Source organism: Streptomyces sp. CA-111067 (genome assembly GCF_050956065.1).
Lineage (GTDB): Bacteria > Actinomycetota > Actinomycetes > Streptomycetales > Streptomycetaceae > Actinacidiphila.
The window spans coordinates 7,493,151-7,507,873 of sequence record NZ_CP192103.1 but is presented as its reverse complement, the minus strand read 5'-3'; the positions used below and the strand labels follow the sequence as shown (position 1 = coordinate 7,507,873).

Genomic DNA, 14,723 nt, shown 5'->3' with positions numbered 1-14,723 from the left:
CATGCCGACTCAGGTTCCGCACACCGACGTGCTGCTGACGGTGATGGGCGCACCGCACGAGAGCGACCTGGTCACCAGCGTGCTGCGGATGGCCCAGGCGATGCTGGAGGGCGGCGCGACCGTCCAGATCTGGGCCTGCGGCTACGCCACCATGCTGACGCAGGTCGGCCTCGGCGAGAGCAAGCCGCGCGACCTGGCCAACTGGTCCACCGTGTACCCGTCGATGGCGGCGGTCGTCCAGGAGATGCTTGCGGCCTTCCCCGGCCGGCTGCACTGGTACGCCTGCCGGTTCTGCAGCGACGATCGGGGCGCGGTGGCGCACATCGCGCAGGTGCCGACCCGGGCGCCGGCCAAGTTCGCCGAGCACGTGGCCGCCGCGGACAAGACGCTCTACCTCGGGGTGATGTGACGATGACCGAACCCGCCCGCGCCCTGGCCATCGTCGAGCGCGCCCACCGGGGCGCGGTGGAGACCCAGTTCTCCGACGCGCTCTACTGCGCCTTCCTCTTCCACCGCCATCTGGGCGGCCTGGACGTGCTTCTTCGCGGCCCGGCCGTCAGCTACGCGGCCCGGGCGGGGCAGGCACCGCCGCTGCGGCTCGGCAGCACGGTGTTCAGCACCGTCACCGACCCCAGGAAGGGCCTCGACGTGCTGATGGAGTCGGGGGTGGGGGTGTGGGCGGAGCAACCCGACCTGCTGGCGCACGGGTTGGCCGGCCAGGAGGCCCTGCTGCCCGGCGTGCGGAGCGTGCCGGGCGGATCGATGGCGGCCCGCTGGGCCGGCTACCGCGCGGTGTTCTACCTGTGAGCCGCGCCGCGTGACGTTCGACGTGCGGGCCCGGTGACGTGCACGGGCCCGTACCAGGCGCCGGCGCGGCTTGCGGTGGGCGTCTTCTACCGATGAGGAGTGATTCTGCTGTGAGCGCGATGGTCACCGCGGTGCCGGGTGCGGTACGCGGACCGGTGATAACCGGCTGGTCGGCGGTGTCGCCGTACGGGATCGGACGGGACGCCTTCGTGGAGGGCGCGCTGAGCGGGCGGGCCACGGTCTCGGCGCTGGACGCCGAGCAGTGGACCGGCCCTGACGAACTGGCCTGCCTGGTACCGGACTTCAACGTCCGCGAGGTGCTGGGCAAGAAGGGCACCAGGTCGATGGACCGGGTGACGGGCCTCGCCGTCACCACCGTCAAGGAGCTGCTGCGCGAGGAGACCGGCCAGGACGGCCCGTTCACCGCCGACGAGGGCGCCGCGCTGGTGCTCGGCACCACCACCGGCAGCGCGCAGAGCATGATGAGCCTGACCCGCGACACCTTCGTCAACGAGGCGCCGTTCTACATCGACCCCTCGCAGTTCCCCAACACGGTGATGAACTGCGCGGCCGGCCAGTGCGCGATCTGGTACGGCCTGAAGGGCCCCAACACCACCGTCGCCGCCGGCCGCGCGTCCGGCCTGCTGGCGCTCAACTACGCCCGCAGGCTGCTCGCTTCGGGCCGCGCGCAGACCGTGCTGTGCGGCGCCGTCGAGGAGTATTCGACCGCCCGCTCGTGGCTCGAATGGCACACCCGCACCGCCGACGAGGGCGCCTCGGTGCTCGGCGAGGGCTGCGCCGTCCTGCGGGTGGAGCCGGCCGAGTCGCTGCCCGACGGGGCCGGACTGGCCGAGGTCATCTCCGTCACCTCGGCCGTGGTCGGCCAGGACGGCATCACCGGCTCGCTCACCGAGTGCGTGCGCCGCGCCCTGGCCCGCGCCGGGCTCACCCCTGACGACATCTGGGCCGTCTCCCCGTCCGCGCCGGCGGGTCTCGCGGGCGGCCACGAGCGCGACGCCCTGGACGACGTCTTCAGCTGCGACACGCCCCTGCGGATCCCCGCGCCCGGGCCCATCGGCGACACGGCCGCGGCCACCGCCGTGTTCCAGATCGCCGCGCTGCTCAGCCACGCCGAGCGGGACCCGCAGCCGGCCGGCCGGATCGCCCTGGTGACCGCGGTCGACCGGGACGGCGTGCTGGCCTGCGCCCTGCTGCGGCTGCTCTGAAAGCCCGGCAGGTCCGGTCTCCCGGCCCGTAGGTCCGGTGTCCAGGCCCATGAACTCCGGGCGGTGGCAGTTTCCGGTCAGCCGTCCGTCCGGTGCCCGGGATTGCTGCCACGGTGTCAAACCAATCGTGAGAACAGAAACGGGAAGCCTGAATGTCGAACCGAGAAAACCGAGAAAAATGGGATGCCATAGTCGTCGGTTCCGGGCTCGGCGGACTGGTGTGCGCGGCTTATCTGGCCGTCGGCGGCCATCGCGTGCTGGTCCTGGAACAGCACGATGTGGCCGGCGGCAACAGCCATGTGTTCCGCCGCCGGCGTGCCTATGAATTCGATGTCGGCGTGCACTATCTCGGCGACTGCGGACCCGACGGCATCCTGCCCGCGATCTTCGCGGGACTCGGGCTCGACAAGCGGGTCCAGTACCGGGAGATGGACCAGGACGGTTTCGACCGGATCACCGTCCCCGGCGTCACGATGGACATGCCGGCCGGCTGGCCCGGCTACCGGCGGCGGCTGAAGGAGGCGCTGCCGGCCGACGCGGCGGGCCTCGACCGGTTCGTGGACGTGGTCTCCGGCCTCGGCGAGGAGATGCGCCAGGCGCTGCTGTCGCCGAACGACCTGACCATCACCGAACTCGTCGCCCGCACCCCGGTCACCGTGCGGTGGGGCCGCCGCACCCTGACCGAGCTCTTCGACCACTGCGGCCTGTCGGTCCGCGCCAGGACCGTACTGGCCGCCCAGTCCCCCAACTACGGGATGGCCCCCGACCAGGCGAGCGTGGCCATGCACGCCACGGTCACCGACCACTACGCCAGGGGCGCGTACTACCCCGAGGGCGGCGGCCAGATGCTGGCCGCGGCCCTGGTGGAGACGATCGAGGCGCACGGCGGCGAGCTGCGCACCCGCGCCAAGGTGGAGCGGATCCTCGTCGAGGACGGCAGGGCGACCGGCGTCGGCCTGGAGGGCGGCGAGGCGTTCAGCGCCCCGCTGGTGGTGTCGAACGCGGACTACCGCCGTACGGTGCTCGACCTGGTCGGCCCCGAGCACTTCCCGCGCCGGCTGGTGGCCAAGACCGAGAACGCCACGATGGGGCTGCCGTTCGCCACGCTGTACGTGGCCCTGGACACCGAGCTGCCGCCGCGGCCGAACGCCAACCTGTGGTGGTACCGCGGCGACGACATCAGCGCGTACTACGACGGGCTGGCCGGCAGCGAACTCGACCCGGTGGACTTCCTGTTCATGTCCTTCGCCTCGCTGAAGGACCCGGGCTCGCGCAGCGTGTGCCCGCCCGGGCACAGCAACTTCCAGGTGATGACGATGTGCCCGTCGAGCTACGCCCACTGGGGCGTGGCGCAGGGGCCGGCGTCCGGCGAGCGCTACCGGCGCAAGACCGCGTACAAGGAGCAGAAGGCCCGGCTGACCGAGGCGATGCTGAGCGCCGCCGAGGAGGCCGTCGGGCCGTTCCGCGACCACATCGTGCACCTGGAGGCGGCCACGCCGCTGACCCACGAGCGCTACACCCTCTCGACCGGCGGGACCCCGTTCGGCCTCGCGGACTGGGGCGGCGCGGGCAACCGTCCCGACACCCGCACCTCCGTGCCCGGGCTGCACGTGGTCGGCGCCAGCACCCGTTACGGCAGCGGCATCACCGGAGTGGCGCTCGGCGGCATCTCCTGCGCCGCGCAGATCCTCGGCCGCCGGCTGATGTCCGAGGTGCACGGCGGCACCGTGCTCGGCGACAGCGACCTGCTGCCCGAGCGGACCGAGGACTGGGACCCGCTGGCCGTCTCCCGCGGCACCCGCCGCCGCACGGCCCGCGGCCTGGCCAGGATCGGCTGACCACGGGCCGGCCCGCCCGGCGCAAGGCACGTACCAGCACGTAATCATCCGACGAGATCCGTGAGGTGGGGAAAATGAACGACGTTGCCATCGAGGCAGAGGGGCTGCGCAAGCGGTACGGCGACCATCAGGCGCTGGACGGCATCAACCTGTCGGTGCCGGCCGGCACCGTGATGGGCATCCTGGGCCCGAACGGGGCGGGCAAGACCACGGCGGTCCGGATCCTGGCCACCCTGCTGGAGGCCGACGAGGGCCGGGCCGTGGTCGCCGGGATCGACGTCGCCAAGGACCCGCAGCAGGTCCGCCGGCAGATCGGCCTGGCGGGCCAGTACGCGGCGGTGGACGAGCTGCTGACCGGCGCCGAGAACCTGACCCTGCTCGGCAAGCTGCTCCGGCTCGGCCGCGGCGGCGCCAAGGCGCGGGCCGCCGAGATGCTGGAGCGGTTCGAGCTGACCGACGCCGCCGACCGCGAGGTCAAGACGTACTCGGGCGGCATGCGGCGGCGGCTGGACCTGGCGGCCTGCCTGCTCGGCGAGCCGTCGGTGCTGTTCCTCGACGAGCCGACCACCGGCCTGGACCTGACCAGCCGGATGACGCTGTGGAAGACCGTGCGCGAGCAGGTCGCGGCCGGCGTCACCGTCCTGCTGACCACGCAGTACCTGGAGGAGGCCGACCAGTTCGCGGACCGGATCGCGGTGATCGACAAGGGTGCGGTGATCGCCGAGGGCGCGCCGGACGACCTCAAGGGCAAGGTCGGCGGCGAGCGTCTTGAGGTGACCGTGGCGGACCGCTCCGCGGTGGCCGAGGCCGCGCGGGTGCTGGCCAAGGTCTCGGTGGGCGAGCCGGTCGTCACCGAGGAGGACCGGCTCGTGTCGGCCACGATCGAGTCGGGGATCGACACGATCGCCGACGCCGCCGCCGCGCTGCGCGAGGCCGGCATCAAGGTGACCGACTTCGCGATGCGCAGGCCGTCGCTCGACGACGTGTTCCTGAGCCTGACCGGCCACACCACCGGCCCGACCGAGAAAGAGGAGACCGAGGCATGAGCGACCTCGCCTACGACACCATGGCGCTGACCGGGCGCCATATGCGGCACATCGCCCGGGTCCCGGAGAAGCTGATCGGCGTGACCATCGGACCGGTCGTGCTGGTGCTGGTCTTCGGCTACCTGTTCGGCAGCGCCATGTCGGTGCCCGGGGTGAACTACCGCGAGTACATCATGGCGGGCATCTTCACCCAGGTGATGTTCTCCGCGATCGGCACCACCGCGGCCGGCGTCTCCGGCGACCTGCACAACGGCCTGGTGGACCGGTTCCGCTCGCTGCCGATGTCGCGCTTCGCGGTGCTGCTCGGCCGTACGGTGTCCGACCTGCTGATGACGGCGCTGAGCTGCGTCGTGATGTCGGTGGTCGGCGCGCTGATCGGCTGGCGCGCGCACAACGGCGTGCTGAAGGTCGCGGCGGGCTTCGCGCTGCTGCTGCTGCTCGGCTTCACCATGTGCTGGCTGGGCGCGCTGCTCGGCCTGGTGGTGCGCAGCACCGAGGCGGTCAACTCGGTGGCGATGCTGCTGACGATGCCGTTCATCTTCCTGTCCAACGCGTTCGTGCCGCTGGACGGGCTGCCGCGCTGGCTCCAGGTGATCGCCGAGTGGAACCCGGTCAGTTCGGTGGTGGCCTCCTGCCGCAAGCTGTGGGGCAACCAGGGCCAGGTCACCAGTGACGCGTTCCCGACGCACCACCCGGTCTTCGTGTCCTGCCTGGTGCTCGGCGTGGCACTGGTCGTCGTGGTGCCGCTCACGGCCCGCGCCTACCAGCGAGCCGCCGCGCGGTAGCGGCGTGGCGCGACCCGCCGCCCCTCGGACAGCGAATCGGCCGGGCGGACCCTGGGATCCAGGGTCCGCCCGGCCGATTCGCTGTCGTGGACTGCCGTTCGCGGACGGGTGGTCACTCCATCGGCGCGGGCGACTGGAAGGCCGGGCCGAGCACCGTGGCGGCGCCGTCCGCTGACGGGATCGTCAGCAGGTTCTTCGCCAGCACCTGCACCTTCAGCATCAGGCCGACCGCGTCGTCCAGCTCCTTGGGGTGCCCGTTGACCACCCGGTTCAGCGAGGTGAGCAGGTTGGTGTAGGCGTCGTCGCAGAGCGTCGACTCGCGCCGCCCGACGGAGTCGGCCGGCAGCCGGTAGGTGTCGGCGTCGTCGACCACCGGGTACACGCCGTCCGGGTCGAAGGGGATCTCGGCGCCCTCGAACACCCACTGGCCCTTGGCGTTCTTGACCAGCTCGCGGCCCTTCACGATCTCCTCGAACCGGTAGTAGTGGCCGAGTTCGTCCGCGGTCGAGTCGTGGTCGAGGTCGGTCGGCGAGCCCTCGCCCTGCTCCACGATCTGGTAGATCGCCAGCAGCGCCGAGCGCTTGTCGGTGATCTGGTAGAGCGTCTTGGGGGCGTCCGGCCAGGAGATCTGCCGGGCCGGGTCGCCGCTGAACAGCTTGCCGCCGCGGTCGAGTCTGACCACGGCCCTGGCGATCTGGTTGTAGAGCCAGCCGATCGTCAGCGGCTCGTGCTCGGCCTTGGTGAACCAGCTCTCCAGGGTGTCCATCGCCTTGGGGTCGGCGGAGAGCACCTTGCCGGCCCCGTCCAGCTTGACGCTGTCGGGCTTGATGACGGCGCCCTTGAACAACTCGCCGTCCACCACCGGGTGTTCGGGCTGCTCGATGGCCATGAAGACGTCCTTGACGTGCTCAAGCGAGAGCGCCCGCAGCCTGACCTGGAGGTCGGGCAGCACCGGCCCCGGCAGCTTGCCGGGGTAGGTCGGCACCAGGCCGGGGCGGCCGACCTGCGGCGCGCCGCCCACCGCGTTGAGCAGGTTGCACACCTGCGCGAAGTGCTGCATCTCCTCGATCACCACACCGCGGATCAGCTGCCCGATCTTCACGTTGCGGTCCGGCTTGATCGACACCAGCGCGGCCAGGTACGGCGGGATGGTCGCGAGCTCCACCAGCATCGCCTGTTGCAGGACTTCCCGCAGGTCGTCCACCGTGGCGATGTCGAGCAACGGCGGCGTCGGCGACGTTTTCAGCCAGTTCACGATCATGTCTCGCTTTCCTGGGGAGAGGTCTCGGGTGACCGGCATGTGGTTCGGGGACTCCTGCGGGGCAAGCAGGGTGCGCTTGATGTACGCGGAGTGCTGGAGCACGTGGTTGTAGTTGCCCAGGTCGAGGATGCCGCGCATGACCGGGTAGAGGTTCGCGTACTGCTGGAAGACCGGCTGCACGTCGCGTACCCAGGTGGGGTGCTCGGGTGCCCGGTAGGCGTCGAGCACCCGGAAGTGCACCTGCCCGTGCGGCTCGCCGGGGCGGTGCACCGAGCCGTACGCCACCTGGGCGACGTCGCCGTCGATCGGCCCGCGGGGGTTGCCGGGGTCCCGGCAGGTGAACGTCATCGTGGCGCGGCCCGCGCCGTCGGTCACCACCTCGGAGGGCACGGTGACCGGCTGCCCGGGCAGCACCGGGGTCAGGAAGACCCGCAGGCCGCGGGCCGGCTTGCCGTACCGGGTGGCGACGACGGTGGCCGAGCCCGACTCGCCGGCCCCGGTGCCCGCGCAGAGCTTCTGCACGCCGCCGTCCACGTGGATCCAGGTGGAGTCGGCGTTCTCGCTGAGCATCGTCACGGGAGCCGCGGAGCCGTCCACCAGGGCCAGTTGGCGGCTCCCGGCCAGCGCCGCCTGGTCCTTGGTCAGCCGGGCGGTCGCGATGCCCGCGTCGCGCTCGTAGAAGCCGGCGTCGTCCATGCCGTCGAGCGGGGCCAGTACGGTGGCGGCGCCGGCCTCGTCGAGCACGGCCAGGTGCAGCTTCCCGACGTCGGCGAGCGGGCCGTTGGGCGTGGTCGTGGGGACGCTGTTGGCCAGGTCGACGAAGACCGTACGGGTCGCGTCGTCGATCCGGCAGGTGGCGTCGGTGAGCGGCCCGGTGTCGCCGACCTTGCGCAGCCGGCGGCCGGCGACGAACCGCTTCGGCTCGCCGGAGTGGTACGGCCCGATGGCGCCGACGATACGGCCGAACGTCACGTTGTCCGACGGGGCTCCGAAGCCCAACTCCACCGAGTCCATGGTGAACTTGATGGACAGCAGGCCGTCCTCGCTCTGCGCCCGCAGGGCCCGCAGCAGCGGCGAGTGCGACGTGCCGGCCCACTCCAGGCCGGTCAGCACCGACTGGTAGGCGCCCGAGGGGTACGGGACCTCGACCGGGGTCAGCGCCCGCAGCCAGATGTCCTCGACGGAGGTGGTGAGGACGTCGGCGCGCAGCACCTGCTCCCCCGCCGAGTCCAGCAGGCACGGACGCATGGCGTACAGCTCGGTGACGGTCTGGTCGCTGGGGTCGAGATCGACGAACTTCCCGTTGGTCCGCAGGCCGTCGTCCACCAGCCGGCCGCCGACCAGCGGGTCCTTCCCCGCGTCGGTGACCCTGGTGCCGTCCGCGGAATGGCAGCTGGTCACCCGGACGTCGGTGAGCCGTACGTCACCGGTTCCGCCGGGATTCCACAGCCCGTTGAGATCGGGCAGCTGCATCTGCCGTGCCAGGCGGGGTTCCCACAGTTTGATGTCGTAGTACGGCGGCATGTTGTTGGCGGTCGGCACATCGGCCTGGAAGGTGCCCGCGAAATTCAGCCGGGGATACCCGAGGTAGGACACGGCTCTCTTCTCTCCGAACAAGCGACAGTGTGCGCACAGTTGGGCGGAGACTAGGAAGAATCTCCGTCCGCGCCGCTCGCGTTGTCCGCTAGTTGCCAGCCGGCCTTTCCGGGCGGCCCGCGGTGCCGGGCACCGGCCGCTTGCGGTCAGTCGGCGGGAGCGGCACGGGCCGCGGGGCCGCCGCCGTGGTCCACTGCGATGGGCTGCCACAGTGCTTCGCCACCGCACTGGTCCGGGACCCCGGCCGTACGCCGACACCGCAGTGCGCTGACGAGGAGACACCAACAGTGGACGCCGAACTCGGGAGAAGGACGTTCATCCGCAGCGCGGCCGCCACCGGCGTGGCCGCGGCCGGCACCACCTGGGCCGCCGAGTCCGCGGTCGCGGAGCCGGCCGGGCCCGCCGGGCCGTCCGCGGCGCCGGCCGGCGCGCACGAGAGCTCGCTGCGGGACGCCCGGATGGTGTGGCCGCGGGCACCGCGCGAGCGGTACGAGGCGCCGTTCCTCGGTGACAACTCCCTTGCCGTGCAGGTCTTTTCACGGCCCGACGGGAAGGCGCTGCGGTTCTCGCTCGGCGCCGCCGGAGCCGGCTGGGACAGCGCACCGGCCTTCGTGGACCTGGTGCCGGACGGCACGCTGACCGGCGTCCGGCTCGAACTCGACCTGTGGAACGCCGAACTCACCGCAACGGTCAGCACCACGGCCGGCACGGTGGCGGTCTCCGCGCTGGTGGCGCGCGGGCACGGGGTGCTGCTGGTGTCGGCGACCGCCGAGGGCGGCGAACGGACGGTCACCTTCCAGCACGGCGGCGAGGTCACGCAGGCCGTGCGGCGGACCGGTACCCGTACGACGACCGCCGCCACGATCGGCCAGGGCGACGCGCAGGGCGTGCTCTCGGCCGGTCAGGAGGCGCTGACCGGCCGACACCGGTCCTGGTGGCACGAGTTCTACTCCCGCAGTTACCTGTCCGTACCGGACCGGACCGTACAGCGGTTCCACTGGGCGCAGTTGTACACCGCCGCCAGCGTGCTGTCCCCGCGGGCGGCGGTGCCGCAGAGCGCGCCGACGCTGCTCAACCGCACCGGCCACACCGACCTCGGCGGGGTCGTGGCGGCGCTCGGCAGGTCCGCGGGCCCCGACCGCCCGACCTGGACCTTCCCCGGCGCGGGCTCGAAGGCCGGCCCGTCGGAGAACCTGCTGCTGGTCTGGGGCGCGCCGCAGATCTGGGACGCCTACCGGCACACCGGGGACGAGCGGGTGCTGCGCGAGCTGCTGCACCCGCTGCTGCGCCGGGCCGTCGACTTCTACTCCGGCTTCCTGGTCAGCGGCGCCGACGGCCGCTTCCACCTGCCGATGACCAACTCCCCCGGCTACGGGGACGTGGTGGACTCCACCCACGACCTGTCGCTGCTGCGCTGGGCCACCACGACGCTGATCGACTCGACCCGCAGGCTCGGCGCCGAGGAGCCGCACCTCGGCCGGTGGCAGGAGATCGCCGCCCGGCTCACCCCGTACGGGCAGGACGCCGCCGGCGGGGTGTCGGTCGGCGCGGGGGTGCGGCTGGCCCGCTCGCACGCGCGGGCGGGGCATCTGCTGTGGCTCTTCCCGCTGTTCGAGAAGAGATGGAGCCGGCCCGCCGACCACGGGGTCATGACCCGCAGCTTCGACCACTGGGCGAGCATGCGCCAGGACTGGGACGGCCGGTCGTACGCGGTCGGCGCCTCGATGGCGGCGGCGGTACGGGAGAGCGGCCTCGCAGCCACTCTGCTGCACCGGCTGCTCGACGGGGAGCCGGCGGCCGGCACCCGGCTGCTTCCCAACACCGCCTACCGCAAGGGCCAGTCGAGCGACCCGGCGATACCGTTCGCGGCCGGGCAGGCCGTGCTCGACCTGCTGGTCTCCGGCGACCCGGACGTGGTGGACGTCTTCCCCGCCGTCCTGGAGCGCTGGGCGGACGCGTCGGTGTTCGGCCTGCGGGCGCCGGGAGCGTTCGTGGTGGACGCGGCACGTTCGCAGGGGCGCACGGACTGGGTGCGGGTCAGCGGCGGCGACGGCGCGGGCCGGACCCTGACGTTGCGGCACGGCATCACCGCCGAGGCCGACATCCGGATCGAGAACTCCCGCGGCGCGACCCGCCCGGCGGACACCCGCAGCACCGCCCCCGGCACGTGCGTGGTCCGGCTGAACGCCGGCGAGAGCGTCGTGGTGGCCAGACGCGGAGCCGCCGCCCCGGAGGCAGCGCCGTCCGAGGTGCCGGCCTCCGGCACCGCCCGCCGCTGGGGTGGCGCGGCCTGACGGCCGCCGGTACAGCGCCCCATGGAAACGGCAGGAAAGACCCCCGAGGCCGCCCCGGCGACGGACGGTCCGCCGACGACCCGGCCATCGCCAGGCGGGACGCCGGCCGATGGGTCGGCGGCCAGTCGGACGTCAGCCGGTGATTTGGTGACCGGCGGACCAGCGGCCGTCCGGTCAAGCGCCGGCGGGACGCCGGCCGGTGACTCGACGACCGGCGGATCCCCGGCCCTCCGGCCGCCGACCGATGGGACACCGACCGTCCGGTCCTTCGGCGGCGGGACACCGGCCGTGCGGACACCGGCCGGCGGATCTCCGGCCGCTCGGTCGCCGTCGGCCGGCGGGTCGGCGGCCGGCGGGTCGGCGGCCGGCGGGTCGGCCGCCGGTGACGAGTCGCGGCTGCCCGCCCACGAGCCTCGCGTCTCGCACCGGACGCACCTGGTTCCGATCGGGTTCCTGCAACCCGCCGACTCGCCGCGGCTGGCCGGCGAGGTCGAGGAGCATGCTCGCGCGCTCGCCGAGTCGGACGCCGTGCTGCCGCCGATCGTCGTGCACCGGGCCACGATGCGCGTGGTGGACGGGATGCACCGGCTGCGGGCCGCGACGCTGCGCGGTGACCGGCACATCCGGATCAGGCTGGTGGAGGGCTCGGCGGACGACGCGTTCGTGCTCGCCGTCAAGCTCAACGCCGAGCACGGGATGCCGCTGTCCCGGCGGGACAGGACCGCCGCGGCGCAGCGCATCATCGAGAGCCACCCGCACTGGTCGGACCGCAGGATCGCCTCGGTGACCGGCCTGTCCCCCGGCCGGGTGGGCGCGCTGCGCGGGCGCGCCGGCGCCGCGCCCGCCCAGCTGCCGGCCCGCACCGGCCGGGACGGCCGGGTGCGCCCGGTCAACGGCGCGGCCGGCCGGATCGCGGCCAGCAGGGTGATCGCCGAGTCGCCGGGCGCCTCGCTGCGCGAGATCGCCGGCCGGGCGGGGGTCGCGCTGGCCACCGCCTGCGACGTGCGCAACCGGATGCGGCTCGGCCAGGACCCGGTACCGCCGGGGCTCAGAGCCGCCGCGGCCGGCTCCCCGCCGGCGACCGACGCCCCAGAACCTGACAATGAGCCCGAGCCCCCGGCCGCACCGCCGCCCGCCGGGCTGATCCCCGAAGGCGTCCTGGCCCGGATGCGCCGGGACCCGTCCCTGCGCATGTCCCAGTCCGGCCGCGCACTGCTGCACCTGCTGGCCTCCCATCTGCTGACCGACGACCAGCTCCATGACCTGCTCGCGGGAGTCCCCGCGCACCGCGCGGCCGACGCGGCGCAGGCCGCCCGCCTGTGCGCGGAGCGGTGGCTGCGGTTCGCCACCGCCGTCGAGGTGCGCGCCCCGGAAGGCGACGCGGACCCCGAAGCGGAGAAAGAACCGCTCCCGGAGCCCGGACCGAGGCCCTGGCCGGGCCCGGGCCCCTGGCCGCGGCCCGGATATCCGCCGCCGCGGTCCGGCCATCCCTGAACCGTATCCATTCCGGGCTCCGCCCTTCTCCCGCCATTCCGGTACCGGGTTTCCCGGCGATGAAATACGATCGCCGCTCCGGTCGTTCCGGCATGCCCTTTCCGACTGCCCGGAATGGGTGTTCAACTGTTCGCGCCGCCCAGTCGAACACCGGAAATCCCCGATATTCTGCTGCCAGTTCCCGCAGAGGAAAGCTGCTCCCGTCGAAGGAAGTACGGCGGTTTCGGGGGTCACCGTACGCGGTTGGCGCGTAACAGTTCAGAAGGGTGTCCGGAATGATCAATTCCGTAGTAATAGTCGGGGGCGGCACCGCCGGCTGGATGACCGCCTCCTATCTCAAGGCGGCCTTCGCCGACCGAATCCAGGTGACCCTGGTGGAGTCCGCGCGGGTCTCCAAGATCGGTGTCGGCGAGGCCACCTTCAGTACCGTCAGGCACTTCTTCGACTTCCTCGGCCTCGACGAGGCGGACTGGCTGCCGAAGGCGGCCGGCGGCTACAAGCTCGGCATCCGCTTCGAGAACTGGAGCAAGCCGGGCGAGCACTTCTACCACCCGTTCGAGCGGCTGCGCGTCGTGGACGGCTTCAGCCTGGCCGACTGGTGGCTGGAGCTGGGCGACCGCCGGCAGCCCTTCGACCGCGACTGCTTCATCACCACCGCGCTGTGCGACAACAAGCGCTCGCCGCGGATGATGGACGGCTCGCTGTTCGCCTCCGGCCTGGACGGCACGCTCGGCAAGTCCACGCTCGCCGAGCAGCGCAACCAGTTCCCGTACGCCTACCACTTCGACGCCGACGCGGTCGCCCAGTACCTGGCCGGGTACAGCACCGAGCGCGGCGTGCGGCACATCGTGGACGACGTCACCGCCGTCGAGCAGGACGAGCGCGGCTGGATCAGCACCGTTCGCACCGCCGAGCACGGCGACCTGACCGGCGACCTGTTCATCGACTGCACCGGCTTCCGGGGCATGCTGATCAACCAGGCCATGGGCGCGAAGTTCGAGTCGTTCGCCGACGTGCTGCCCAACAACCGGGCGGTGGCGCTGCGGGTGCCGCGCGAGGACGCCACCGAGATGGACCCGTACACCAGCGCCATCGCGATGAACGCCGGCTGGCGGTGGAACATCCCGCTGTTCCGGCGCAACGGCACCGGCTACGTCTACTCCGACGAGTACATCAGCCCGGACGAGGCCGAGGCCGAGCTGCGGGCCGCGCTCGGGCCGGCCGCCGACGGCCAGGACGCCAACCACATCCGGATGCGGATCGGCCGCAACGACCGGGCCTGGATCGGCAACTGCGTGGCCATCGGCCTGTCCTACGCCTTCGTCGAGCCGCTGGAGTCGACCGGGATCTTCTTCATCCAGAACTCCATCGAGCAGCTGGTGAAGCACTTCCCCGACTCCTCCTGGGACCCGAAGCTGACCTCGGACTACAACACCCGCATGCACCGGGTCGTGGAGGGCGTCAAGGAGTTCCTGGTGCTGCACTACAAGGGCGCCCAGCGCGAGGACACCGCGTACTGGAAGGAGGCCAAGGACCGAAAGACCCCCGACGCGCTGCTGGAGCGGCTGGCCATCGCGTCCTCGCACCTGCTGGACGAGGAGACGATCTACCCGCACTACCACGGCTTCGAGCAGTACTCGTGGAACGCGATGAGCCTCGGCCTCGGCATCATCCCGGAGACGGCGCGGCCGGCCGTCAAGCACCTGGACCCGGCGAACGCGCGGCGGGAGTTCGCCAAGGTGAAGGCCGAGGGCGAGGCGATGGTGGCCGCGCTGCCGAGCGTCTACGAATACCTCGCCAGCATCAATGACTGACGTCGGACGGACCCTGCCGGGGCCCGACCGGGCCCCGGCGGCCGACTTCCGCGCGTTCATGAGCACGTTCTGCACCGGGGTCGCCGTGGTCACCGCGTTCGACGGCTCCGGCCGCCCGCACGGCCTGACCTGCACCTCGCTGGCCAGCGTCGCCCTGGAGCCGCCCACCTTGCTGGTCTGCCTGCAGGTGGCGAGCGGCACGCTGGGCGCGCTGATCGAGCGGGGCGCGTTCATGGTCAACCTGCTGGACGAGCAGGGCCGGGCCGCCGCCGAGGAGTTCTCCTCCCGCTCCGCGGACCGCTTCGAGCGGGTCCCGTGGCGGCCGGCGGCCCGCACCGGCCAGCCGTGGCTGTTCCAGGACGCGTTCGCGGCGGCCGAGTGCGAGGTCCTGCGGACGGTCACGGTGGGCGACCACGTGGCGGTCTTCGGCCGGGTCGTCCATGTGACCGGCCGGCCGGGGAACCCGCTGCTCTACGGGATGCGGCAGTTCTCCAGCTGGATGACCGAGCCCTCGCCGTACGTCTCCTGACGGGGTGTCGACGGTGATCTGGGACCGGGCCGG

General features: G+C 72.4%; 11 protein-coding genes. 10 read left to right on the top strand and 1 reads right to left on the bottom strand.

What is annotated here, in order from left to right; genetic code table 11:
• The first annotated feature begins 1 nt into the window (after position 1).
• The 6 genes from ACQPW6_RS33260 (at position 2) to ACQPW6_RS33235 (ending at position 5,702) form a co-directional block, all read left to right on the top strand.
• Entirely contained in the window at positions 2–409 is a 408-nt protein-coding gene (locus ACQPW6_RS33260) for a hypothetical protein (protein WP_433893421.1), read from the top strand.
• Positions 410–411: 2 nt separating this feature from the next.
• On the top strand, positions 412–807 hold the full coding sequence (locus ACQPW6_RS33255) for a hypothetical protein (protein WP_433893420.1): 396 nt from the start codon (positions 412–414) through the stop codon (positions 805–807).
• A gap of 119 nt (positions 808–926) precedes the next feature.
• Positions 927–2,033, top strand: coding sequence for a beta-ketoacyl synthase N-terminal-like domain-containing protein (locus ACQPW6_RS33250; RefSeq protein ID WP_433894738.1), 1,107 nt, complete (start codon positions 927–929; stop codon positions 2,031–2,033).
• 152 nt (positions 2,034–2,185) lie between these two features.
• Positions 2,186–3,871, top strand: coding sequence for a phytoene desaturase family protein (locus ACQPW6_RS33245; protein WP_433893419.1), 1,686 nt, complete (start codon positions 2,186–2,188; stop codon positions 3,869–3,871).
• A gap of 74 nt (positions 3,872–3,945) precedes the next feature.
• Positions 3,946–4,917, top strand: coding sequence for an ATP-binding cassette domain-containing protein (locus tag ACQPW6_RS33240; protein ID WP_433893418.1), 972 nt, complete (start codon positions 3,946–3,948; stop codon positions 4,915–4,917).
• Positions 4,914–5,702, top strand: coding sequence for an ABC transporter permease (locus ACQPW6_RS33235; RefSeq protein WP_433893417.1), 789 nt, complete (start codon positions 4,914–4,916; stop codon positions 5,700–5,702). Before ACQPW6_RS33240 ends, ACQPW6_RS33235 begins: the two co-directional genes overlap by 4 nt.
• Before the next feature lie 112 nt (positions 5,703–5,814).
• On the opposite strand, the gene ACQPW6_RS33230 is transcribed toward ACQPW6_RS33235, so the two are convergent.
• Positions 5,815–8,559 carry a ferritin-like domain-containing protein gene (locus tag ACQPW6_RS33230; RefSeq protein ID WP_433893416.1) on the bottom strand — a complete coding sequence of 915 codons (2,745 nt, stop codon included), beginning with the start codon at positions 8,557–8,559 and terminating at the stop codon, positions 5,815–5,817.
• A 287-nt stretch (positions 8,560–8,846) separates the two neighbouring features.
• Between ACQPW6_RS33230 and ACQPW6_RS33225 the strand changes: the two genes are divergently transcribed.
• The 4 genes from ACQPW6_RS33225 to ACQPW6_RS33210 all read left to right on the top strand — a co-directional run bounded on the left by ACQPW6_RS33225 (position 8,847) and on the right by ACQPW6_RS33210 (position 14,690).
• Complete coding sequence (locus tag ACQPW6_RS33225) at positions 8,847–10,853, top strand: glycosyl hydrolase family 95 catalytic domain-containing protein (RefSeq protein ID WP_433893415.1); 2,007 nt, start codon at positions 8,847–8,849, stop codon at positions 10,851–10,853.
• 288 nt (positions 10,854–11,141) lie between these two features.
• Complete coding sequence (locus tag ACQPW6_RS33220) at positions 11,142–12,347, top strand: ParB/RepB/Spo0J family partition protein (protein ID WP_433893414.1); 1,206 nt, start codon at positions 11,142–11,144, stop codon at positions 12,345–12,347.
• 275 nt (positions 12,348–12,622) lie between these two features.
• Positions 12,623–14,161 (top strand): tryptophan halogenase family protein, encoded by a 1,539-nt coding sequence (locus tag ACQPW6_RS33215; protein ID WP_433893413.1) that lies wholly within the window; start codon positions 12,623–12,625, stop codon positions 14,159–14,161.
• Positions 14,154–14,690, top strand: coding sequence for a flavin reductase family protein (locus tag ACQPW6_RS33210; protein ID WP_433893412.1), 537 nt, complete (start codon positions 14,154–14,156; stop codon positions 14,688–14,690). The genes ACQPW6_RS33215 and ACQPW6_RS33210 overlap by 8 nt, the downstream gene beginning before the upstream one ends.
• The last annotated feature ends 33 nt before the right edge of the window (positions 14,691–14,723 follow it).

Coding starts and splice junctions, on each gene's coding strand:
- ACQPW6_RS33260 (WP_433893421.1), top strand. CDS start 2: ATGCCGACTCAGGTTCCGCACACCGACGTGCTGCTGACGGTGATGGGC.
- ACQPW6_RS33255 (WP_433893420.1), top strand. CDS start 412: ATGACCGAACCCGCCCGCGCCCTGGCCATCGTCGAGCGCGCCCACCGG.
- ACQPW6_RS33250 (WP_433894738.1), top strand. CDS start 927: ATGGTCACCGCGGTGCCGGGTGCGGTACGCGGACCGGTGATAACCGGC.
- ACQPW6_RS33245 (WP_433893419.1), top strand. CDS start 2,186: ATGTCGAACCGAGAAAACCGAGAAAAATGGGATGCCATAGTCGTCGGT.
- ACQPW6_RS33240 (WP_433893418.1), top strand. CDS start 3,946: ATGAACGACGTTGCCATCGAGGCAGAGGGGCTGCGCAAGCGGTACGGC.
- ACQPW6_RS33235 (WP_433893417.1), top strand. CDS start 4,914: ATGAGCGACCTCGCCTACGACACCATGGCGCTGACCGGGCGCCATATG.
- ACQPW6_RS33215 (WP_433893413.1), top strand. CDS start 12,623: ATGATCAATTCCGTAGTAATAGTCGGGGGCGGCACCGCCGGCTGGATG.
- ACQPW6_RS33210 (WP_433893412.1), top strand. CDS start 14,154: ATGACTGACGTCGGACGGACCCTGCCGGGGCCCGACCGGGCCCCGGCG.